Below are 20,406 nucleotides of genomic sequence, written 5' to 3'. Positions count from 1 at the left end.
TGGAGACCATCATGGCTATGTTTCTCGCTCTCGTCCTGATCATCTCGGTCCTCGGAATCGTCGGCACCTACCTCGCGTTCAGTGCGGTCTACTTCGTCGAGATGCGCAAACTCGACAAGTAAGGGGTGCGAATTGGCCTGATTCGACTATTTCTGGGCCGATCGCGACGACCCTCCCTGCGTACGCTGTTAGGGCATCCTTATCCGCTCGCAACAGTGGATGATTCATTTCTTTTGGAGGTTCGACACGCATGCCCGCTCAATCCACGCTCTTGCTTCCCGAGGGCTACTCCGACAACCGCCTCGTTTCGGACCTCACACGTCGGCAGTTCGGCTTCGGTGCCGGAATCGCCGGGCTGGGCGCGTTCCTGGCGGCCTGCGGTGACAGCGGGAGCAGTTCGGGTGAAACCGAAATGCGTTCTGTGACGACACCTCTCGGAACGTACGACATTCCTGTCAATCCGAAGAGGGTTGTCGCGATCGACTCGCGGCTCGATCTGGAACCTGCTGTAGCGCTGGAACTTCCGCTCGTCGGCTACACGTACGCCCAGGCGACACCGTGGGTGCCTATCGATTCGTCGGTACCGTTCCTGTCGGAGATCCCCAACCGCGAGCAGATCTTGGCGCTCGAGCCCGACCTGATCGTGTGCCTGAACTACGAGAGCGAGTGGTGGCCGGTGGCCGAGATGTCCACCATCGCACCGGTTCTGACGACAGAGTTCACCGACGACTGGCGCACAAACCTCTCGCGGTTGTCGGGCTGGCTCGGTCGAACGGCCACACTCGATCGATTGACGCTCGACTACGACAATCTGATTTCCGACATCCGCAGTCGTCATGCCGAGAAGATTGCGTCCAAGACCGTCGCCAGTGTCTCGTTCATGCCGGACACGAACACGCTGTACGTCACGAGCATCCGTACCTCCGAGAAGGGCGACAAGCCCAGCGACATGACGCTCGGCGACATCGGTGGCAAAACCGCCACCTCGGAGGGGCTTGATCCCGAGGGCGGGGTCAGCCTCGAGGGCCTCGACGTGCTGGCCGGCGTCGACGGCTTCATGATCACCGAGAACGAGGACAGTGCCGCGTACCAGGCATTGGTGGCGAGCAAGCTGTGGCAGCGACTCCCGGCAGTGCAGGCGGGCAACGTCACCAGTCTGGGTGGCTCTACGTTCTACGGTTCGATCTACACGATTTCGTACGTGGCACAGGGTTGGGATGCCCTGTACAACAAGATCAGCTGAAGCCTCTGCCGACCGGACCGATGAGTTTCGGTAGCGCGGGCGGTCTAATCAGGTAGGCATTGACCAGACGTGAGGAGATCGACGTGCAAACAGAGCAATCCCCTGCGGTAGTGCAATCCCGCGACGGTACGACCATCGCATACGAACGCTCCGGTGCCGGACCAGCAGTGGTCCTGGTCGCCGGAGCGTTCTGCGACCGCGGTTGGTTCGATTCCCTGGCTGCAGAGTTGGCGGCGGACTTCACGGTGTACTCGTACGACAGGCGCGGACGCGGGGACAGCGGTGACAGTCGCGCGTTCTCGATCGACGCCGAGGTGGAGGACTTGCGGGCGGTCGTCGCTGCCACCGGTGAAACACCGCTCGTTTACGGATTGTCGTCGGGTGCCGCGCTGGCTTTGGAGGCCGCTGCGCAGGCCGTTCCGATGCGTAAGCTCGCCGTCTACGAGGCGCCGTACATGGACGACGACCAGCGTGACGAGACTGCCCAAAGTGACCTGGAGCGATTGATTGCGGGCGGCGACAGGGAAGGTGCTGTGACGCGTTTTCTGGATCTGACCGGCGCGTCTCCGGAGATGGTCGACGAGATCAAGCGGAGTGCCGATTGGCCCGACATGTGCGCCATCGCGCACACCTTGCCTTACGACGTCGCGGTGTGTGATCACGGCTGTCAGTCGCTCGACTGGCTTGCCTCCATTACCGTCCCTACATTGGTCATGTACGGCGGTGACAGTGGTCAATGGGCACCTGCCTCGGCGACGAGAATCGCTGCAAAAGTCTCGGGGACAAAGACTTTGGAGATCCCCGGTCAGGGCCACGGCGTCGCCGACGACGCTATTGTCCCGGCTCTGCGTGAATTCTTTTCCGGCTGAGCACTGGGCGGCGAAGACGATCGTCAACCTAGGGTTGACGCTTTCGATTGCGTCAACCTAGGGTTGACGCATGAGCAAACCAGTGGAAATGACCAACAAGGTTCGACTCGACGACCTCATCGACGCGATCAAGAAGGTGCACACCGATGCTCTCGACCAACTCTCCGACGCCGTGATTGCCGCTGATCATCTCGGTGAAGTTGCAGATCACCTGATCGGTCACTTCGTCGACCAGGCGCGCAGGTCGGGAGCGTCGTGGACGGAGATCGGCGCGAGCATGGGTGTCTCGAAGCAGGCTGCGCAGAAGCGTTTTGTTCCCAAGGCGCCGAGTGATCAGAAGCCGATGGATCCGAACGAAGGGTTCAACCGGTTCACTCCCCGGGCGAAGAACGTCGTCATGGCCTCGCAGAACGAAGCCCGCGCCGCCGGTAACGCAGAGATCCAGCCGGAGCACCTGCTCCTGGGGCTCGTCGAGGAGCCTGCCGGGTTGGCTGCGAAGGCGATAGTGGCGCAAGGGGTGGAGCTCGGATCCGTCCGAGCTGCAGTGGCCGGTGTACTACCGACTCCGACTTCCGAACTACCAGAACTCATTCCGTACGACGCTCGTGCGCGCAAGGTCCTGGAACTGACGTTCCGTGAGGCTCTTCGCCTGGGCCACAACTACATCGGAACCGAGCACATCCTGCTCGCGCTGCTCGAACTCGAAGACGGATCAGGCGTTCTGGCTGATCTCGGAATCTCGAAGTCGGTGGCGGAGTCGAACATCGTTGGAGCGTTGGCCGTCATTCAGGATCAGTGATTCAGAGGTGAATCCGATGCAGAAGAGGGCCGCACCCTTGCGGGTGCGGCCCTCTTCTTGTGTCACTGATCAGACAGCGCGCACATTGGTGGCCTGAGGACCCTTCTGGCCCTGGCCAACCTCGAACTCCACACGCTGGTTCTCGTCGAGCGACTTGTAGCCGTTGCCCGAGATTTCAGAGTAATGAACGAACACGTCCGGTGTTCCGTCGTCGGGAGCGATGAAACCAAAGCCCTTTTCGCCGTTGAACCACTTCACGATGCCCTGTGCCATACCGATACTCCCTACAAACTCGATCCGGGCCCTCACATCGAAGTCCCGATCTCGATATGTCTATCCTCCCACGCCGCGCAAGTCGAACGGTGGGCGACGTGCAAAAGACGGTAATTCGGAAGCTTTCGAGGAGGGAATGGCAACTGATCTTCGACTGATTTTCGACGCTGGAGCGACCCGATCGCAGAAGGCAGGGACTGGTGGCTCGCCCAACTGCCTGCGGTGATAGATCAGCGGGAATGTACTTGTCCGCTCGAGAACGGTCCATTTTTATCGCTCCGATCTCTCGGAATCGCAAACGTAGGAACCCTATGGAAGATGAGGGTGGGCTAACCTCTCTTTCGCTGTGCCCTCGGCGCGCGCAGCAGTCGCCGAGAAGGAGAGTGCATACATGTACGGAACGATTTGTGAATCCACGACGTCTGAACTTGTGGACCAGCTCAGTCGCCGTGGGTTCTTCGGGGTCGGCGCAGTGGCAGCGGCCGCCATCCTTGCGGGGTGTTCGACTACATCAGATGCTTCTGATGCCGGCGAACAACGTGAGGTGATCAATGCGCTCGGAACCACCACGATCTCGGGAAAGCCGGAAAGGATCGTTGTTGCCAGCGACTTCACGGATCTGGAATTCCTGCTCTCGCTCGGCGTTCACCCAGTCGCCTACGGCAACACAGGATCGTGGGACCGCGGTTCACTGCCTTGGCAGAGCACCGCGGGAATAGCCGACCTCGAAAGCTTCGGCACCACAGGCGAAATCAACCCGGAAATCATCGCGCGCTACTCGCCGGACCTCATCATCGGAATGAAGACTTATCTCGAACCTGCAGCCGAGAGGCTCAGTCAGATCGCTCCGGTCATCGCGCTGGACTGGACCACCTCGTGGCGTGACGGCGTCGCCATGGTCGGGCAGGCAGCTTTTGTCGACGAGGCTGCTGCTGCAGCGATCGCCCGGACCGACGCTCTGATCTCCGACACCGCAGCTTCCCTGAACGGCTTGGGTGGCAAGACGATCATGATCGGCTCGATGTACGGCGATCAGTTGTATGTGCAGGGGGATGCCAGTGCGCCCGGGGTTCTGCTGCGCGAACTCGGACTCGACTATCGCGGATACAACGCCGAGCAGATGACTGCGCTGTCGATGGAGCAGGCGGAGGTACTCGCACCCGCAGACATTTTGCTCAGCCTCGCTTCTGATCAGGAAGCGACGACGAGGTTGGAGAACTTCGCAGTTTTCCAGAACCTCCCCGCGGTGAAGGCGCGATCCTATGCGCCGGTCGAACTTCTGCTCTCGAATGCCTTTGTCGATAATTTCGGTCCACTGAGCGCGCCGTACGCCTTGCCGCAGCTCGCCGGGGTCTTGACCGGGCTTGCGGCGGGCCAGGGAAAACAGCTCCCCTGACCTCGCTTCCGAGCCTATTGACGCCGCGTCGGCCTAGCATCGAAACATGGTGGACATAGATCTGACGGGCCGCGCCGCAGTAGTCGGCGGATCACAACCGCTGCGAGCGATACTCGAAACCCCCACTACCCCCGGCCCGTGGCCGGGGGTAGTGATGATTCACGAGGCCTTCGGGCTCGAGGAGGTGATGCAGCGGCAAGCCAAGCGGCTGGCCGCTGCGGGATTCCTGACGCTCGCTGTCGACCTCTACAGCGCGGGCGGGGCGAAGCGGTGCCTAGTGCCCACCATGACGTCGATGCTTCGAGGACACGGCAAGGCGTTCACCGACATCGAAGTCGCTCGCAGTTGGCTGGTGGAATCCCCGGACTGCACCGGAAAGATTGGTGTCATCGGATTCTGCATGGGCGGCGGCTTCGCGATGGTCAGCGCCGGAGATTTCGACGCTGCCTCGGTCAATTACGGTCAGCTTCCACGCAAACTCGATGAGGCCGTGGTGGATGCGTGCCCGATCGTCGGGAGTTTCGGAGGCAAGGACTTTTCGCTCCGGGGCGCGGCAGCGAAGCTGGAGACGGCGCTCAGCAATGCCGGTATCGAGAACGACGTCAAGGAGTACCCCACCGCCGGCCACGCGTTCCTCAACGACGCGGAGGCCGGACCCAAGGTGCTTCGTCCTTTGGAGCGCATCCTCGGAATCGGTCCCGATCCTGTTGCAGCGCAGGATGCCTGGAAGCGAATCGACTCGTTCTTCGAGCGCCACCTGGCGTGATCAGCGACTGGTTCTCTCACCGCCGTTGACTGCCAATACCTGACCGGTGATCTGCCGGGCACCCGGTGAGGCCAAGAAATGGACGGCTGATGCGATGTCGTCCGGGGTTCCGGCGCGCTTGGTGCTGGTGGATTCGATCAGCATCGCGCGACGCTCGTCCGTCAGAAAGTCCCGGAAGAACTCGGTGTCGGCGATGTAACCGGGGGAGACGATGTTCGCCGTGATGCCTTCTGGGCCCAGTTCGGCGGCCAGATCGACATTCCACGTCGCAACTGCTGCTTTGGCAGCGCCGTACGCTCCAGCTCCCTTGTCGGCGGCAATCGATCCGATGGTGATGACGGCACCGCCACTGGGGATTCGATCTCGAACTGCTGCTGTGGTCAACACTGCCGAGATCAGATTGGAGTCCAGATTGGCCCGCCACCCGGCGGCCAGGGATTCCAGATCTGACGGCGCTTCACGATCGAAGTCCGTGTTACCGCCGGCGCAGTGCGCCACGACGTCGATGGTTCCCGGAAGCGAATCCTGCAGCCGCTTCAGGTCTTTCGGGTCGGAGTTGTCACAAGTCAAGGCGTGAACATTATCGCCCAACTCCTCCGCGGTCTTTTCGAGTGGTTCCGTGCGTCGGCCGGTGACAAAAACGGTGTCTCCGTCCCGGGCGAACGCCGCTGCAACTGCGCGCCCGATCCCTGTTCCGCCGCCGGTTACCAGAACTGTGCGTGTCATGCCTACCTCCGTGAGCTACGTTTAGACCTATACGAAGAACGTATCATTTAGAGCTAAACGAGGTGTGCAGTGGTGGGCGACTACAACCCGGACGACGCGGTGGACGCGGTTGCCTTGGCGTGGCTTCGCGAAAGGCCGGGCACGCCCGTGGAGGGTATCGGCATCGTCACCAGGCTGTGGATGTGCGCCAAGCTGCTCGGTGAGGATCGCCGACGGGTACTCGCCTCGGCCGGTGCGGACACAGCCACGCTGGACCTACTCAGTGTCCTGCGGCGATCCGGCGAGCCGTATCAGTTGACGACTCGCCAGATCACCGAGCAGACCGGAGTCACGGCCGGTGCGATCTCGCAGCGACTCGCACGCGCGGAGAACGCGGGTCTGGTGGAGAGGTCCTCCGCCGCGCAAGGGTCACGAATAGTGCTCGTGACCCTCACTGCCGCCGGTCACGAGCTGGTGGAGCAATTGGTGGACCGAGTTCTCGGCCGTGAAGCCGAACTGACGTCGATTCTCACCGAGCAGCAGCAGGCCGAACTCACCGAACTGCTGCGTGTCTTTCTCGACGGCCTACGCGGCGAACTCGGTGACTCCGGCGTCGCGCACGTCGGGGCTTGATCAGGACAGGCGCTCGAAGACCGCAGCCAGGCCCTGCCCGCCGCCGATGCACATCGTCTCGAGGCCGTAACGCGCTTCGCGACGGTCCATCTCGCGCAACAGGGTGGCCAGGATTCGTCCACCCGTAGCTCCGACCGGATGTCCGAGGGAGATGCCGGAGCCGTTGGGGTTGATGCGTGGGTCGTCGGCCTCGAGATTCCAACTCTGCAGGACTGCAAGGGCTTGTGCCGCAAAGGCTTCGTTGAGTTCGATGACGTCCATGTCCGCCAGGGTCAATCCGAGGCGGCCGAGTGCCTTCTCCGACGCCGGTACGGGGCCGATGCCCATGGTGCGCGGCGGAACGCCCGCAACGCTCCAACTCGCGAGGCGTGCGAGCGGTCGCAGTCCGAGGGTACGAGCTTTGTCGGCGGTGGTGACGATCGCCAGTGCTGCGCCGTCGTTCTGACCGCTGGCATTACCTGCAGTCACGGTGGAGTCGGGGTCGATCTTTGCGCGCATGGGACGAAGGCGCGCAAGCGATTCCATCGAGGTGTCGGCGCGTGGATGCTCGTCGGTGTCGACGAGCAGGGCCTCGCCCTTGCGCTGCGGAACGGATACCGGAACGATTTCTTCGGCGAAGACGCCGTTCTTCTGTGCTGCGACTGCACGCTGATGGGACTGAACCGCGAGTGCATCTTGATCCTCGCGGCTGATGGAGAACTCGGCGCGCAGGTTCTCTGCCGTTTCGATCATTCCGCCGGGAACCGGGAAGTCACGTCCGCCGGCTGTGACGCGGGCGCGCGCGAGACGATCGCTGAGCGCAACTCCTTCACCCTTGACGCCCCAACGCATTCCGGTTGCGTAGAACTCGGCCTGGCTCATCGACTCGGCACCGCCCGCGAGGACCAGGTCACTGCCACCGGACTGAACCTGCATGACGGCCTGGATGACTGCCTGTAATCCCGACCCGCACCGGCGATCCACCTGCATGCCGGGAACATCGATGCCCAGACCCGCGTTGAGCGCCGCGATGCGTCCGATCGCCGGAGCCTCACCGTTCGGCGAAGCCTGGCCGAGAATGACGTCGTCGATCTCCGCGCCGGAAATGCCGGTACGCGTGACGAGTTCGGTGATCAGCGTCGAGGCGAGATCTTCCGGGGCTACGTCACGGAAGACACCGCCGAAGCGGCCGACAGGGGTACGGAGCGGTTCACAGATGACAACGTCAGGCATTGGTTCTTCCTTGGGTCTGCTCGGTCAGCGGGTGGCAGCCGAGTGATTGTTGGACGACTGAGTACGTCCGAGATCGACGGAGATGGCGTCCGCAGTGGCGACTGCGGCCGGAACCAGTTCACCGCGAACAGCTTCGGCGTTGTAGCGGGCGGCTTGGGTGGAGATGTTGACGGCCGCGACCACGTCACCGGTCGCGTCCCGGATGGGTGCGGCGAGCGAGCGCAGACCCTCTTCGAGTTCCTGATCGACAATCGCGAACCCGTCGGCGCGAATCTTCTCGAGTTCGGCACGCAGTCCGTCGGCGGTGGAGATGGTCTTGCCGGTCAGGCGGGCGAAGGACACTCGGGCGAGGTAGGCGTCCAGTGCGTCGTCCGGCAAGCCGGCGAGCAGAACCCTACCCATGGATGTGGCGTACGCGGGAAAGCGCGTGCCGATGGTGATGGAAACCGTCATGATGCGGCTGACCGGAACACGAGCCACGTACACGACGTCGTCACCGTCGAGGATCGACACGGACGTGGATTCACGGACCTTGGCGGACAAGGCTTCCAGATGCGGCCCGGCGATCTCGGGAAGGGACAGACTGGAGAGGTAGCTGTAGCCGAGTTCGAGGACACGGGGCGTCAACCAGAACACCGAACCGTCAGTACGTACGTATTCGAGTTCGACGAGCGTGAGTAGGAAGCGGCGAGCAGTCGCACGCGTGAGATCGGTGTGCCGGGCAACCTCGCTGAGGGTGCGACGCGGGTGCTCACCGTCGAAAGCCTTGATGACGGAAAGCCCACGGGCCAGCGACTGCACGTAGTCCGGGGACGGTCCCGGCGCCTGCTCGCTGCTGTTCTCACTCATGTTGTCTCGTTCTCCTCAGGTTCGGCCGAGAGGTCCGCGAGTGCTTGCTTTCCCAGCGCAAAAGCCAAGTTGCTGTTCGGCACACCCGCATAGACCGCGGTATGGAGAAATACTTCCACGAGCTCGTCGGGATCGATCCCGGCGCGCAGCGCAGCGCGAATGTGCATGTCGAGTTCGTGTTCGTTGCCGACGGCAGTGAGGATCGCGAGAGTGAGGAGCCTGCGGGTGTGGTGATCGAGGCCGGGGCGCGACCAGATGTCACCCCACGCCGTGCGAGTGATGAAGTCCTGGAAAGGGGCGGTGAACTCGGTGGCACCGGCAATGGAACGGTCGACGTGGGCGTCGCCGAGCACCTGGCGTCGTATGGTCATGCCGGCCGACACCGCGGCGCTACGTTGGGCGAGCGCAGATGTGTGCGAGGCAATATGCGTTGCAAGTAGTTTGGTGACGCGCCCGGCCTGTTCGACGCTGGCGAGGTGTGCGCCGGGATCAACGACGTGCAGTACCGCGTCGGCGATGCCGTCGGCGATCGCGCTCAACGTCGCCGGAGGCGTCGCCGGATCCTGCTCGCCAGCGATGAGGAGCGTCGGAGCGACGATGCGGGCCAGGTCGGCGCGGCCGTCCCATACCGAAAGCGCCTCGCAGCAGGCGGCATAGCCCTCGTCGGGTGTGGCTTTGACCATTGCGACGTGGCGGGCAACTAGTTCCGGATCGTTGTCGGCCAGACCCGGCGTGAACCAGCGTCCGACGACGGCGGCCGCGATTGACGCGATACCGTCCGCACGGACAGCCCGAGCACGATCGATCCACGGCTGAGCCGGGGCGAACTGCGAGGACGTGCACATCAAGGTCAACGTCTCGACGCGAGTGGGGTGGTGAGCGGCGATCCACTGGCTGACAGCGCCGCCGAGGGAGAGCCCGACGAGATGTACGGACTCGAGTTCGAGCGAATCGAGGAGAGCGATGACATCGCCGGCAAGATCGGCAATGGAGTAGGGGCCCGCAGGCACCGGTGACTTGCCGTGGCCGCGATGGTCGACGGCGATGACGCGGTAGCGATTCGACAGCGCGTGAATCTGCGGCTGCCACATGGACAGATCGGATCCGAGTGAACCCAGGAGAACCACTGCCGGGGCATCGAGATTGCCGGTCTGTTGAAAGTTGAGCGCGACGCTCATCGAGATCCTCCTGTAGGGCGTTCGGCGAGGGCGCGGTCGACCAGATCGGTGGCGTGGCCCAGATAGTGTGCGGGGTCGAGTAGTTCGGCGATCTCGGTTTCGCTCAGGTGCGCGGCGATGGCGGGATCACGATCCAACCTGATTCCGGAAGTGGCTGCCGCGGTGACGATGTCGCGTGCTCGATCAGTGTGTGCGGACAGGGCCTTGGTGACACGCTCGGCGAGAATCAGGCCACCGGTGATGTCGAGATTGCGAGCCATCGACTCGGTGTGTACTTGCAGGCCGGTGAGGCTCACGGAAAGCTGGTGCGCCGCTCCGCCTGCCAGACGCAGGAGATCGGTGACGGTTTCCCACTCGGCGTGCCAGGGGCCTGCGGCGCGAGCGAATTCGTGATCCATGTTCGACAGGGCTGTGGCCACCAGCGCGGGAGCACGTCGCGCTGCCGCGCGGGCGGTGATCGCGGCAACCGGATTCTGCTTGTGCGGCATGGCCGATGAGCCGCCCGGAGCGCTCTCGGCAACCTCGGACAGTTCGGTGGACGCCATGACGGTGATGTCGGTGGCGGGCTTGGAAACGGCGCCGGCGACGATACCGAGTGTGGTCGCGAGTTCTGCGATAGTCACGCGGTCGGTGTGCCAGGGAGCAACCTGCCTGGCCAGGCCGAGTTCGTCTGCCAGTGCATCGGCGATCCTGAGCCCGTCGGGATACAACGCAGCGAGTGTGCCTGCGGCGCCGCCGAACTGAACCGGCAACGTGGACAATACGATCTCGAGGCGAATCGCGGCGGCATCGAGTGCGGTGAACCAACTCGATGCCAGTAGCCCGAAGGTGGTCGGAAGTGCTTGTTGTCCCAGGGTTCTCGCGACCATCGGAGTAGAGCGATGGATGCGGGCGAGGTGGGCGGCGGAATCGGCGGCGCGGGTCAGGTCGGCCAGAACCACCGCGCCCGCGCGTCGCGTCAACAGCATCAGCGCACAGTCCATGATGTCCTGACTGGTGGCGCCCGGGTGCACCACGGAGGCAGGCACACCTTCCTGTCCCACCCTTTCGCGCAGCATCTTCACCAGCGGAATGACGGGATTTCCGCCGGCGGCCGACGCCCGGCCGAGCGCCACGATGTCCAGACCACCCGGTTGTGAGAGTTCGGCCGCAGCAGCAGCCACCGCGGCGCAATGTTCCCCGTCCGCCAACCCGACTGTGGCCATCGCACAACTCAGCGCGGCTTCCACGTCGAGCAACGCGGTGACCCACGCCTGGTCGGACAGGTGTTCCGCTACTCGGGTGGCCCCGAACACCGGATCGAACAGTGCGCCGCGAGTGGGCATGTGTACTCCTCTTACAGCTCGAAGAAGGGCGTCTCGACGCCATTCGCGTCCTCGTCCTGAACATAGACCGTCCAGGAGTACCCACCGTCGACCTTGGTTGCAACCAGCTTCGCGCGTTCGGTTTCGCTCAGTGAGGACAGCACCGGATCTGTTGCGTGTGCGTCGGCGTCTTCGGGGAAGTACAAGCGGGTGACCAGGCGGTCGAGCATGCCGCGAGCGAAGACCGACACGTTCACGTGTGGGGCCTCGTCCGCATCCGTTTCAGTGGGCTGCGCACCGGGCTTGACAGTGTGGACCAATGCAGTGCCCGTGGGATCCGCTGCGCTGCGGGCGAATCCGCGAAAACCAGCCGGAGTGAGCTCCACTGCGCCACGGGGATCGTCCGGATGGTTGAAGCGTCCGAGCGTATCGGCCTGCCATGTTTCGATCATCGCGTCCGCGACGGGTGTACGGGCGCCGTCGATCACCGTGATGGCCAGCGTGATTCGTCCGGGGGTATCGCTCGGGGCAGCGTCGGGGCCGTCCGTCCAGGGGAGGCCGATGTGCCAGTACGGCCCGACGGTCTGAGAGGGCGTGACCCCGAAGGGGGCAGTGGTGAAGTCGCCGGGGACGACCGGATAAGTGGGTGCGGGCTTCGCGGTGTGATCAGTCATCGTGGTCTTCCTCGTTCTCGAATACGGAGGCGTTACGGCCGCGCAGGACGATGTCGAAGCGGAACCCGAGAGCCCAGTTGGGGACTGTGGCGTCGTAGTCGAAGACGCTGACCATGCGGTGACGTGCTGCTTCGGGTACCGCGTTGTAGATCGGGTCCTGGAAGAACATCGGATCGTCGGGGAAGTACATCTGCGTCACGAGGCGCTGCGTGAATGCCGTGCCGAACAGCGAGAAATGGATGTGTGCCGGTCGCCAGGCGTTGTCGTGGTTCATCCACGGGTAGGCGCCCGGCTTGATCGTGGTGAAGCTGTAGTGGCCGTTCGCGTCGGTGACGCAGCGACCCAGGCCGTTGAAGAACGGATCCAGCGGCGCGGGCCAGTTGTCGCCGGTGTGGCGGTAGCGTCCACCGGCGTTGGCCTGCCACACCTCGAGCAGTGTGTGGGGGACGGGTTTTCCGTCGCCGTCGAGTACGCGGCCGTGAACGACGATGCGCTGTCCCTGTGCTTCGCCGCCGTTGGCAATGGTCAGGTCGTTTTCGCCGGCGCCGACGCGATCTTCGCCGAATACCGGCCCGGTGAGCTCCGTGAGGCGCTGGGGGAGCAGCTTCAGCGGTTGCTTCGGGTGGCGAAGAGAAGTGGTCTTGTAGTCCGCGAAATCGGCCGGGGCGTTGACGCCAGTCGGCCGCTGGTACCTCGGCGGTAGATGCAGCATAGGGAACCTCGTCGTTCGGTTACGTGAAGGTGTTCGCAATGTGTACATGTGTTGCGCTCTGCGAACAGAATAGTTCGTGGATGTGACCCAGGCAATGCCGGGGGCGAGAAATGTTCGTTATGCGGACGGGGGTTCACAATACGTACGGGTCGCGCTACTGTGATCGACATGATGGACAAAGTCATTCCCACTGCTGCCGAGGCCGTCGCCGACGTGCCGGACGGCGTCACGATCGCTGTCGGAGGTTTCGGGCTCGTCGGAGTGCCGGAAATCCTCATCGATGCGCTCCTCGAGCAGGGCGCGACATCACTCGAAACGGTGAGCAACAACTGCGGCACCGACGGGTTCGGGCTCGGAGTGCTTCTGGAGAAGGGGCGTATCCGTCGTACTGTCAGCTCGTACGTCGGCTCCAACAAGGAGTTCGCGCGTCAGTACCTTTCCGGTGAGCTGGAAGTCGAACTCACGCCGCAGGGCACGCTCGCCGAGCGCATGCGCGCCGGGGGAGCGGGCATCCCCGCGTTCTTCACCCCTGCCGGCGTCGGCACCCAGGTCGCCGACGGCGGCCTGCCACTGCGTTACGACGGCAGCGGCGGCATCGCAGTTGCCAGTCCGCCCAAGGAAACTCGTGACTTCGACGGCGTCACCTACGTGATGGAGCGCGGCATCGTCGCCGACTATGCACTGGTCCATGCCTGGAAAGGTGACCGGCATGGCAACCTCGTCTACCGCGCGAGTACCCAGAACTTCAATCCGGCTGCAGCAACGTCGGGGCGCATCACCATTGCGCAGGTCGAGCACCTCGTAGAGCCGGGTGAGCTCGACCCCGCCGAGATCCACACGCCGGGCATTCACGTTCAGCGTGTTGTCCACGTCGGCCCCGTGACGGTCGGCATCGAGAATCGGACGGTACGAGCATGACTTCTGTACTACCCACCAAACTCACTCGCGAAGAGATGGCGGCCCGCGTCGCGCGCGAACTCGAGGACGGGCAGTACGTGAACCTCGGCATCGGTATGCCGACGCTGGTTCCGAACTACCTCCCGACCCATATCACCGTTGTATTGCACTCGGAGAACGGCGTTCTGGGCGTGGGGCCGTACCCGACCGAGGACGAACTCGATCCCGAGCTGATCAATGCGGGCAAGGAGACCATCACCGTTCTCCCCGGTGCGTCGTTCTTCGACTCCTCAGCGTCGTTCGGCATGATCCGCGGCGGCCAGGTCGACGTTGCCGTGCTCGGTGCCATGCAGGTCAGTGCCACCGGAGACCTCGCGAACTGGATGATCCCCGGCCACATGGTCAAAGGCATGGGCGGCGCGATGGATCTGGTCCACGGCGCAAAGCGCGTCATCGTGATGATGGAGCACGTCTCGAAGAAGGGTGAGCACAAGATCGTCGAGGAGTGCTCGCTTCCGCTGACCGGTAAGGGCTGCGTCCAGCGAATCATCACCGACATGGCCGTGATCGACGTGACTGACGACGGTCTCCGCCTGGTGGAGACGGCGCCGGGCATCAGCGTCGACGACGTGGTTGCCGCTACCGGAGCGAAACTGATTCTTTGACAGTATGTTTCATCTGATGGCTCAGCCGCCGGGTCGTGACTTCCATCCGACCCGGCGGCTGTTTTACGCCCCGACGTCGTTCAGCTCGCTCTCGACCGGAATCCAGAGCTCGAACCGTGCGACGGTGAAATCGTCGTTGTATTCGGTACGCATGATCTCGGGACCAGGTACGGAGCGAAAAGGGTTGGCAGGGAACCATTCCGTGTAGATATCTCGCCACAAATACTGCACAGATTCGATTTCCGACCCGTCGGCGGTGAAGACGGCCCACGTGTGTGCGTCGACCGTCAGCGCATCGAAACCCGTGGGTGAAGGTTTGCCGGTGACCACTCCCAGGTAGTAATCCAGTTCTGTGCCTTCGGTTCTGGGATGCGCCAAATTGTCGACGACACTGACGATTCCCGCCGGGTCCTGATCGGAGAGCTCGCGCAACCCTCGCAACGCAACCTTGTCCACGGAGCGGGTGAAATCTTCGATCGCAGAATTGGGACCTTCGTGAACCAATGGAACCCGGGTCTTGAACCCGACTACCGTCAGGGCAGGTTTGTCCACAAGCATGTAGTCCATCGGTGTGGCTCCTTCCAGTGTCACGTGAATGACAAGTTTCTGTTGGGATTTGAGAACGGCGGGAGCGCGTTTGACCGCGCCGGGGCTCACGCCGTGAAATGCGGTGAACGCTCGTGTGAAGGCCTCCGCGGACGAGTAGCCGTACTTCACGGCGGTCTCCAACACTCCTGATCTGCTGACGGACAACTCGGCACCGGCCAGGGTGAGTCGACGTCGACGGATGTATTCGGATACGGGAATGCCGGCCAGGGCCGAGAACATCCTCCGAAAGTGATACTCCGAGGTGGTTGCCAGCCTTGCCATCTCGGCTGTCTCGATCTCGCCGCTCAGATTGCTTTCGATGTAGTCGAGCGCGCGGTTCAGTCCGTCGATCATCGTGTCTTCCTGTTCACGGGTTTCACGCTACGCAGATCACTTGGGCCGTACCCGACTATCCGTGCCCGAAAAAGTAGGGCAGGAAATGCATCTGGACAACTCAGTTAATCATCATTATCTTGAATCGAACATCGATGGTTGACCAGGAGGCACAGTGAGCACCCGTTTTCCGCAGGCTGAATTGACCGAGGTGCCCGAGGACATCGCCGCCAAGATTCTCGAGATCCAGGAGAAGTCGGGGTTCGTGCCCAACGTCTTCCTGATGTTCGCTCGGCGCCCAGCCGAGTTCCGGGCATTCTTCGCATACCACGACGCGATCATGCTCAAGGAAGATTCCGAACTCACCAAGGGTGATCGAGAAATGATCGTCACCACGATCTCTGCGGCCAACAAATGTACGTACTGCGTTGTCGCGCACGGCGCAATTCTGCGTATCTACGAGAAGAAGCCGTTGGTTGCCGACCAGGTTGCGGTCAACTATCGCACCGCAGAGATCTCCGATCGTCAGCGCGCGATGCTCGACTTCGCCACCAAGGTGAACTCCGCCTCACACGAAATCGCCGACGCCGACTTCGACGCCCTCCGTGTGCACGGCTTCGGCGACGAGGACGCGTGGGACATCGCCGCGATCACTGCATTCTTCGGGCTCAGCAATCGCATGGCGAGCTTCTCCGGCATGCTGCCCAATCCGGAGTTCTACCTGATGGGGCGCGTTCCGCGGTCCTGATTCCTGCGGTTAGCGCAGCAGCTCTCAATTTTTCGAACCGACCGGTCGTAACGTCTGGAAGTCAGCCGACGAAGTAAAGGCTGTCCACGCCGGAATTGCCGTCTTCGTAAAGAAGGCCGAAAGGTTGAGCGCTATGTCGGAGAAGTCCATCGCCCATTCTCGGAGGGTCCGCTCTGCGGCCGCCGGTGCCGTACTAGCTCTCGGATTGGCGGTGGGCGGCACGGGAATTGCATCGGCAGAGCCGGAAACCGTGTGTACCCCGAGCGCTGATCCGCTGGTGACCTGCGCCGAGGAAGAGGCAGCTGCCACCACCGACGCCGACGCGGCGACGAGCACCGAGACCACGCCGGAGAAGGTTGAAGCCGGGGTCGCGGGCACGGGCAGTGCCGAAACCGCTGGTACGGACGCTGCAGCACTGGCGGAAGCCGAAGCAAAAGCCAAGGCAGCTGCCGACGCGGCAGCGAAGGCCGCCGAAGCAGCCGCGACGGCAGGGGTCGACTCGTCCGCAGCGACAGACACTTCGGTGAAGGCGACCGAGGCAATGACCCAGGCGAGCGTCGAGGCAACCAAGGCGGCGGTCGAATCGACCAAGGCCAAGGCGGAGGCCGGGGCCGCGGAACAGTCTGCCAAGGAAGCCGAAGAGGCAGCCAAGGTTGCGGAGTCCGCGGCGGCCGATGCGAAAGAGGTAGCAAAAACAGCTCAGGCAGAAGCCGACGCGGCCGCAGCCAAGGCTGCTGAACTCGAGGAGGCTGCGAAGGCCGCCGGTTCGGGGCCCAAGACCGAAGAGGCAGCAAAGGCGCGCGCCGAGGCTAATGCTCTGCAGGCCAAGGCCGATGAGGCGAAGGCTGCCGCGGATGCAAACGCCAAACTGGTAGCGGACAAGAACAAGGAAGCCGAGGAAGCCTTCAAGAACTGGGATTTCGCGAAGGCAGCCGTCGCTAAGGCTCAGGCGTTGGCCGCAGCATGGAATGCCAAGCAGCTCGCGATCACCGTCAAGGAAACTCAGAAGGTGGCCACCGCCGCTGAAACCACGGCCAAGGCAGCCGAGTCCGCAGCTGCCACCGAGGTAGAAGCTGCTACCGCCGCCCGTAAGGCCGCAGATGAAGCGGCGGCTACTGCGGCTTCCGCGCTGAAGGATGCCGACGCTGCGCAGAAGGCCGCGGAGACGGCCCAGGCCGAGGCCGATGCTGCAGGGGAGGCGGCCACCGACAAGCGAGCAATCGCCGACGAAAAGGCTGCCGAAGCCGCCAAGAAGGCCGAAGCTGCCGAAGCCGCGAGTAAGAAGGCGCAGGATCTCTACCTGGCCGCCGAAGACGCGAAGGCGGCGGCCGACGCCGCAGCAGCAAAGGCAAAGGAAGCTCAGGCCGCCGCAGCCGCCGCAAAGGCCGAAGCGGATGCAGCGCAGAAGATCGTCGACGAGCTCAAGGCAAAGGGCGAGAAGGAGATCGACAACGGAACAGGCGTCGGCGGTGAAGTGATCATCGGTGAGCACACCGACGACGGCTCCGGGGTCACGAAGGTCGACGAGACCACCGCTGTAGTGAACAAGACCGGCGTCAAGCTGGTCGGCTACTACAACAACAAGGGAGCCTTCGACGTCGTCGACTACTACGTCACCGATGCCGACGGCGATCCGGCGCTCGCCGGAAGCCTGCCCCCGGTCGACCTTGCTCTCGGTGACACCGCAAGCAGCAGCACCAGCGGTAGCAGCAACTCCAACCTGCCGGCTGTATTGATCGGCGTCGGAGTCGTGGGCGCTGCCGCCGCAGCAGCTACGACGGTGGTTGTTCGTCGCAAGCGTCATGACGGCCCGGGCAACACGTCTGCGTAGCCTCGGTCTCTCGGCGGTAGCGATCCTCGCCCTCCTCGTATCCGGATGTTCGGGCGAGAACGCGGGATCGCTACCTGACCGCTCGCCGGTGCAGTCGCATATCGCGGCTGCACCGGCTTCGGTGACCGTCGATCCGGCAGAACCCGAGAGGATCGAGTTGAGGTCTGCGTCCGGGGTCACGTACCTGAGCAGTCCGTTGCACTCGGAGAAACTGATGCGCGGCGGCGAGAGTGGGCAGCAACTGAATCCCGTCGACGAACTGCCGGTGTGGTGGGGTGAAAGCGGAATGCCGGGAACGTCGACCACACAAACAGTTGTCGTGGTCGGCCACAACTACACCACTCGCGAAGCACCGTTCCGGGCGCTCCGGGTAGTGGAGCCGGGCGATCGAATTCTCCTGGGTACACCGAACGGCACACTCGAGTACGACGTCGAAACAGTCGGGCCGCTGCACAAAGGTTCGCTGCTGGGCGCTCACGAGTTGCGCGAATCGGTTCCGGGACGGCTGATCCTCGCCAATTGTGATGTCGTCGAAGGAGAGTCGACCGACGACAATTACGTTGTCATCGCCCAGCTGGCAGCGCACTGAATCCGTGGCAGTGCAAGAATAGGTACATGGATTCCCTCGGACTTCTCTCGGAACTGGTAGCTCTCGACACGGTCTCGGGGGAGTCCGCTCCTCAACAGCGGGCGATGGATTCGATTGTCTCGTTGGTTCTCTCACGTGCGCCACAGGCGAAGGTGGAGTCAGACCTGACCGGCAATCATCCCTGGGCCTTGATCACCAACGAAGCTGCACCCTCGGCAGCCAGACTCCTGTTCGCCTGCCACGTGGACACGGTGCCGGTGGGCACTGTCTCCGACTGGGAGTTCGATCCGTATGCCGCACAGGTCGACGGCGAATTGTTCCTCGGCAGAGGGACATCGGATATGAAGGCCGGCCTTGTTGCCGCTACTGCCGCGGTTGTCGACGCTTTCGAACGTGGAGTCCCGGTCGCGCTGTTGCTGACGAGCGACGAGGAAATCGGATCGCTCGGGGCTGTTCGTTCGGCCGACGCCGTTGCGAATCTCGAGGTCGGGGCCGTCATCGTTCCCGAGGCGACCGGCAATCGCATCAACCTGGGGCACCGCGGCGCACTGTGGCTCGAAGTGTCCGTCAAAGGAAAAGCCGCGCACGGGAGTACACCGCAGCGAGGAACCAACGCCGTCCTCAAACTGCTTGACGTCGTCGACCGAGCCCGGCGTGAGCTTCCGCTGTCGTCCGACGCGTTTCTGGGTGCCGAAACCTGGAACCTCGGCTTGGTCGGCGGGGGTTCGGCTCCGAACATCGTGCCGGACAGTGCACGTGCGGTGATCGATCACCGCACGGTGGGAGACGGCGCCGACCTGCTCGCGTGGTGGCGAGCCCAACCAGAAGTCGACTCGGTGGAGACGTCGATTCATCTGGGAGGTGTGCGTACCGACGCGTCGGACCCGTGGTTGGCCACCCTGCCTATCCCTGTTGCAACCGAACCGGTTTCGTACTTCACCGACGCTTCGGTACTGGCCGCCGCCGCCCCTGGTGCTCCCGTCGTGATCTGGGGCCCTGGCACTCCCTCGCTGATGCATGCGGCCAACGAAAGCGTCAAGGTCTCCGAACTGGACGATGCGATCGCTGCTTACGGTGCGGTTGCCGCCGCTTGGCCGACGGTGGACTGACGGACAATCAGTTCAGGAGCAAGCGCGATGTGGGCTGTCGACTCGGAAGAGTTGTTCATCGCCTGATCCAGAAGTCGCACAGCTTCTTCCGCGATTCTTTCCTGCGGCTGCCCGACGGTGGTCAACGGAGGGTTGCACAATTCAGAGAACGGGATGTTGTCGAAACCGGTGACCAGAACGTCGCCGGGAACGTCGATGCCCAATGCGTGACAGGTCTGCAACACGCCGAGTGCGATCAAGTCGTCGGCGCAGACCAGGGCGTCGGGGCGAGTTTTGCCGGTCAGGATGATGTTGGATGCCGTGCGCCCCCACTCGATCGAATACTCGCCGAGTTGTGTCCACTCGTCACGAGTTTCGATGCCCATTCGATCCGCGTGGCGGAAGAAGCCGGCCCGGCGAAGTTCTGTTGACGAATTGGTCAGCTCGGAACTGATGAAGGCAGCTGATTGCGCGCCACGCTCCGACAGATGCTCCATCACCAGGGATTGAGCGGCGTCGTCGTCGACGCCGACCCAGTCCGTCTGGGTATCCATTGCAAACCGGTCCAGTTGAACGACCGGAAGCGTTGCCGCGCTGGCTCGGACGGCCTCGGCACTCAGTTCGCCGTGGCACGGGCTGATGATGATTCCGTCCACTTGCCGGGAGACGAGCGACTTGAGCCGCTGCGCTTCCACGTCGGGATCGGAACGAGAATCGCACAGGAACAGTTGTAGGCCGCGCCGAGCGAGGACGTGTTCGACGTTGACCACCAGCGAAGTGAAGAAGGGGTTCGCGATACTCGGAACCACCATTCCGACAGTGTCCGTCCGATTACGACGCAGTGAGCTGGCGATGATGTTTCCCGAGTATCCGAGAGAATCCGCGGCTCGTTTGATCGTCGCTGCAAGCTCGTCCGAGACAGGGCGGGATCCGGACAGTGCCCGCGACACGGTGGCCGTCGACACCCCGGCCAGTTCCGCGACATCGCGAATGGTCGCCTTGCGCATGCGTCCCCCGTTTTCTGCTCGATTCGGGTCCGAGGTTATCGAACCGC

Annotated in this window: 22 protein-coding genes; 12 read left to right on the top strand and 10 right to left on the bottom strand. The window is 63.1% G+C overall.

All coding sequences use genetic code 11. From position 1 onward, the window contains the following. The first annotated feature begins 250 nt into the window (after positions 1-250). From M1L53_RS11845 to M1L53_RS11835, 3 genes are all read left to right on the top strand, one after another. Positions 251-1,243 (top strand): ABC transporter substrate-binding protein, encoded by a 993-nt coding sequence (locus M1L53_RS11845; protein ID WP_007729992.1) that lies wholly within the window; start codon positions 251-253, stop codon positions 1,241-1,243. A gap of 83 nt (positions 1,244-1,326) precedes the next feature. Next, positions 1,327-2,112: an alpha/beta fold hydrolase gene (locus tag M1L53_RS11840; RefSeq protein WP_050654629.1), complete on the top strand. Its 786-nt coding sequence runs from the start codon at positions 1,327-1,329 to the stop codon at positions 2,110-2,112. Between the two features lie 70 nt (positions 2,113-2,182). Continuing rightward, entirely contained in the window at positions 2,183-2,911 is a 729-nt protein-coding gene (locus tag M1L53_RS11835) for a Clp protease N-terminal domain-containing protein (RefSeq protein WP_080552754.1), read from the top strand. A 69-nt stretch (positions 2,912-2,980) separates the two neighbouring features. On the opposite strand, the gene M1L53_RS11830 is transcribed toward M1L53_RS11835, so the two are convergent. Next, positions 2,981-3,184, bottom strand: a complete 204-nt coding sequence (locus M1L53_RS11830) for a cold-shock protein (protein ID WP_003939930.1) — start codon at positions 3,182-3,184, stop codon at positions 2,981-2,983. 346 nt (positions 3,185-3,530) lie between these two features. On the opposite strand from M1L53_RS11830, the gene M1L53_RS11825 reads away from it, so the two are divergent. Together M1L53_RS11825 and M1L53_RS11820 are read left to right on the top strand one after the other, a co-directional pair. Further along, complete coding sequence (locus M1L53_RS11825; RefSeq protein ID WP_231782583.1) at positions 3,531-4,580, top strand: ABC transporter substrate-binding protein; 1,050 nt, start codon at positions 3,531-3,533, stop codon at positions 4,578-4,580. 46 nt (positions 4,581-4,626) lie between these two features. Then, entirely contained in the window at positions 4,627-5,346 is a 720-nt protein-coding gene (locus tag M1L53_RS11820; protein ID WP_030536547.1) for a dienelactone hydrolase family protein, read from the top strand. Here M1L53_RS11820 and M1L53_RS11815 read toward each other — a convergent pair whose 3' ends face one another. Continuing rightward, a complete protein-coding gene (locus tag M1L53_RS11815; protein WP_054188428.1) occupies positions 5,347-6,072 on the bottom strand; it encodes an SDR family NAD(P)-dependent oxidoreductase in 726 nt (241 codons plus the stop codon). Between the two features lie 72 nt (positions 6,073-6,144). On the opposite strand from M1L53_RS11815, the gene M1L53_RS11810 reads away from it, so the two are divergent. Then, entirely contained in the window at positions 6,145-6,684 is a 540-nt protein-coding gene (locus M1L53_RS11810) for a MarR family winged helix-turn-helix transcriptional regulator (protein ID WP_099698127.1), read from the top strand. On the opposite strand, the gene M1L53_RS11805 is transcribed toward M1L53_RS11810, so the two are convergent. The 6 genes from M1L53_RS11805 to pcaH are packed head-to-tail and all read right to left on the bottom strand — an operon-like array spanning position 6,685 to position 12,613. Continuing rightward, the gene (locus M1L53_RS11805) at positions 6,685-7,896 is read right to left on the bottom strand and encodes an acetyl-CoA C-acetyltransferase (protein ID WP_030536550.1); all 1,212 of its coding nucleotides are present in this window, start codon (positions 7,894-7,896) and stop codon (positions 6,685-6,687) included. A 24-nt stretch (positions 7,897-7,920) separates the two neighbouring features. Continuing rightward, positions 7,921-8,745 (bottom strand): IclR family transcriptional regulator C-terminal domain-containing protein, encoded by an 825-nt coding sequence (locus tag M1L53_RS11800; protein WP_054188427.1) that lies wholly within the window; start codon positions 8,743-8,745, stop codon positions 7,921-7,923. After that, entirely contained in the window at positions 8,742-9,923 is a 1,182-nt protein-coding gene (gene pcaD, locus M1L53_RS11795) for a 3-oxoadipate enol-lactonase (RefSeq protein WP_054188426.1), read from the bottom strand. The genes M1L53_RS11800 and pcaD overlap by 4 nt, the downstream gene beginning before the upstream one ends. Further along, positions 9,920-11,248 (bottom strand): 3-carboxy-cis,cis-muconate cycloisomerase, encoded by a 1,329-nt coding sequence (gene pcaB, locus M1L53_RS11790; RefSeq protein ID WP_054188425.1) that lies wholly within the window; start codon positions 11,246-11,248, stop codon positions 9,920-9,922. Before pcaB ends, pcaD begins: the two co-directional genes overlap by 4 nt. 11 nt (positions 11,249-11,259) lie before the next feature. After that, positions 11,260-11,901, bottom strand: a complete 642-nt coding sequence (gene pcaG / locus M1L53_RS11785; RefSeq protein ID WP_030536553.1) for a protocatechuate 3,4-dioxygenase subunit alpha — start codon at positions 11,899-11,901, stop codon at positions 11,260-11,262. After that, the gene (gene pcaH, locus M1L53_RS11780) at positions 11,894-12,613 is read right to left on the bottom strand and encodes a protocatechuate 3,4-dioxygenase subunit beta (protein ID WP_007730015.1); all 720 of its coding nucleotides are present in this window, start codon (positions 12,611-12,613) and stop codon (positions 11,894-11,896) included. Before pcaH ends, pcaG begins: the two co-directional genes overlap by 8 nt. A gap of 171 nt (positions 12,614-12,784) precedes the next feature. Here pcaH and M1L53_RS11775 point away from each other — a divergent pair, with 171 nt between their 5' ends. Both M1L53_RS11775 and M1L53_RS11770 read left to right on the top strand, forming a co-directional pair. Further along, the gene (locus M1L53_RS11775) at positions 12,785-13,531 is read left to right on the top strand and encodes a CoA transferase subunit A (protein WP_030536554.1); all 747 of its coding nucleotides are present in this window, start codon (positions 12,785-12,787) and stop codon (positions 13,529-13,531) included. Continuing rightward, complete coding sequence (locus M1L53_RS11770) at positions 13,528-14,175, top strand: CoA transferase subunit B (protein ID WP_054188424.1); 648 nt, start codon at positions 13,528-13,530, stop codon at positions 14,173-14,175. Before M1L53_RS11775 ends, M1L53_RS11770 begins: the two co-directional genes overlap by 4 nt. Positions 14,176-14,238: 63 nt before the next feature. Here the strand turns inward: M1L53_RS11770 and M1L53_RS11765 are convergent, their stop codons facing one another. Next, on the bottom strand, positions 14,239-15,117 hold the full coding sequence (locus M1L53_RS11765; RefSeq protein ID WP_054188423.1) for an AraC family transcriptional regulator: 879 nt from the start codon (positions 15,115-15,117) through the stop codon (positions 14,239-14,241). A gap of 154 nt (positions 15,118-15,271) precedes the next feature. On the opposite strand from M1L53_RS11765, the gene M1L53_RS11760 reads away from it, so the two are divergent. From M1L53_RS11760 to M1L53_RS11745, 4 genes are all read left to right on the top strand, one after another. After that, positions 15,272-15,844, top strand: a complete 573-nt coding sequence (locus tag M1L53_RS11760; protein WP_054188422.1) for a peroxidase-related enzyme — start codon at positions 15,272-15,274, stop codon at positions 15,842-15,844. 133 nt (positions 15,845-15,977) lie between these two features. Continuing rightward, positions 15,978-17,675, top strand: a complete 1,698-nt coding sequence (locus tag M1L53_RS11755) for a hypothetical protein (protein ID WP_030536557.1) — start codon at positions 15,978-15,980, stop codon at positions 17,673-17,675. Next, a complete protein-coding gene (locus M1L53_RS11750) occupies positions 17,647-18,264 on the top strand; it encodes a sortase domain-bontaining protein (protein ID WP_047272058.1) in 618 nt (205 codons plus the stop codon). Before M1L53_RS11755 ends, M1L53_RS11750 begins: the two co-directional genes overlap by 29 nt. Positions 18,265-18,290: 26 nt before the next feature. After that, the gene (locus M1L53_RS11745; RefSeq protein ID WP_030536559.1) at positions 18,291-19,373 is read left to right on the top strand and encodes a M20/M25/M40 family metallo-hydrolase; all 1,083 of its coding nucleotides are present in this window, start codon (positions 18,291-18,293) and stop codon (positions 19,371-19,373) included. On the opposite strand, the gene M1L53_RS11740 is transcribed toward M1L53_RS11745, so the two are convergent. Further along, the gene (locus M1L53_RS11740; RefSeq protein WP_042446970.1) at positions 19,334-20,359 is read right to left on the bottom strand and encodes a LacI family DNA-binding transcriptional regulator; all 1,026 of its coding nucleotides are present in this window, start codon (positions 20,357-20,359) and stop codon (positions 19,334-19,336) included. The genes M1L53_RS11745 and M1L53_RS11740 overlap by 40 nt on opposite strands. Between the last annotated feature and the right edge of the window lie 47 nt (positions 20,360-20,406).

It is taken from the genome of Rhodococcus sp. T9N (assembly GCF_024436645.1).
Taxonomy (GTDB): domain Bacteria; phylum Actinomycetota; class Actinomycetes; order Mycobacteriales; family Mycobacteriaceae; genus Rhodococcus_F; species Rhodococcus_F qingshengii.
This window is presented reverse-complemented; position numbering and strand designations above follow the sequence as displayed.

What these genes read in the sequence shown, in the direction of transcription:
- M1L53_RS11845 (WP_007729992.1), top strand. Translation starts at nt 251, where the DNA reads ATGCCCGCTCAATCCACGCTCTTGCTTCCCGAGGGCTACTCCGACAAC.
- M1L53_RS11835 (WP_080552754.1), top strand. Translation starts at nt 2,183, where the DNA reads ATGAGCAAACCAGTGGAAATGACCAACAAGGTTCGACTCGACGACCTC.
- M1L53_RS11830 (WP_003939930.1), bottom strand. Translation starts at nt 3,184, where the DNA reads ATGGCACAGGGCATCGTGAAGTGGTTCAACGGCGAAAAGGGCTTTGGT.
- M1L53_RS11820 (WP_030536547.1), top strand. Translation starts at nt 4,627, where the DNA reads ATGGTGGACATAGATCTGACGGGCCGCGCCGCAGTAGTCGGCGGATCA.
- M1L53_RS11815 (WP_054188428.1), bottom strand. Translation starts at nt 6,072, where the DNA reads ATGACACGCACAGTTCTGGTAACCGGCGGCGGAACAGGGATCGGGCGC.
- M1L53_RS11805 (WP_030536550.1), bottom strand. Translation starts at nt 7,896, where the DNA reads ATGCCTGACGTTGTCATCTGTGAACCGCTCCGTACCCCTGTCGGCCGC.
- M1L53_RS11800 (WP_054188427.1), bottom strand. Translation starts at nt 8,745, where the DNA reads ATGAGTGAGAACAGCAGCGAGCAGGCGCCGGGACCGTCCCCGGACTAC.
- pcaD (WP_054188426.1), bottom strand. Translation starts at nt 9,923, where the DNA reads ATGAGCGTCGCGCTCAACTTTCAACAGACCGGCAATCTCGATGCCCCG.
- pcaB (WP_054188425.1), bottom strand. Translation starts at nt 11,248, where the DNA reads ATGCCCACTCGCGGCGCACTGTTCGATCCGGTGTTCGGGGCCACCCGA.
- pcaG (WP_030536553.1), bottom strand. Translation starts at nt 11,901, where the DNA reads ATGACTGATCACACCGCGAAGCCCGCACCCACTTATCCGGTCGTCCCC.
- pcaH (WP_007730015.1), bottom strand. Translation starts at nt 12,613, where the DNA reads ATGCTGCATCTACCGCCGAGGTACCAGCGGCCGACTGGCGTCAACGCC.
- M1L53_RS11775 (WP_030536554.1), top strand. Translation starts at nt 12,785, where the DNA reads ATGGACAAAGTCATTCCCACTGCTGCCGAGGCCGTCGCCGACGTGCCG.
- M1L53_RS11770 (WP_054188424.1), top strand. Translation starts at nt 13,528, where the DNA reads ATGACTTCTGTACTACCCACCAAACTCACTCGCGAAGAGATGGCGGCC.
- M1L53_RS11765 (WP_054188423.1), bottom strand. Translation starts at nt 15,117, where the DNA reads ATGATCGACGGACTGAACCGCGCGCTCGACTACATCGAAAGCAATCTG.
- M1L53_RS11755 (WP_030536557.1), top strand. Translation starts at nt 15,978, where the DNA reads ATGTCGGAGAAGTCCATCGCCCATTCTCGGAGGGTCCGCTCTGCGGCC.
- M1L53_RS11750 (WP_047272058.1), top strand. Translation starts at nt 17,647, where the DNA reads ATGACGGCCCGGGCAACACGTCTGCGTAGCCTCGGTCTCTCGGCGGTA.
- M1L53_RS11745 (WP_030536559.1), top strand. Translation starts at nt 18,291, where the DNA reads ATGGATTCCCTCGGACTTCTCTCGGAACTGGTAGCTCTCGACACGGTC.
- M1L53_RS11740 (WP_042446970.1), bottom strand. Translation starts at nt 20,359, where the DNA reads ATGCGCAAGGCGACCATTCGCGATGTCGCGGAACTGGCCGGGGTGTCG.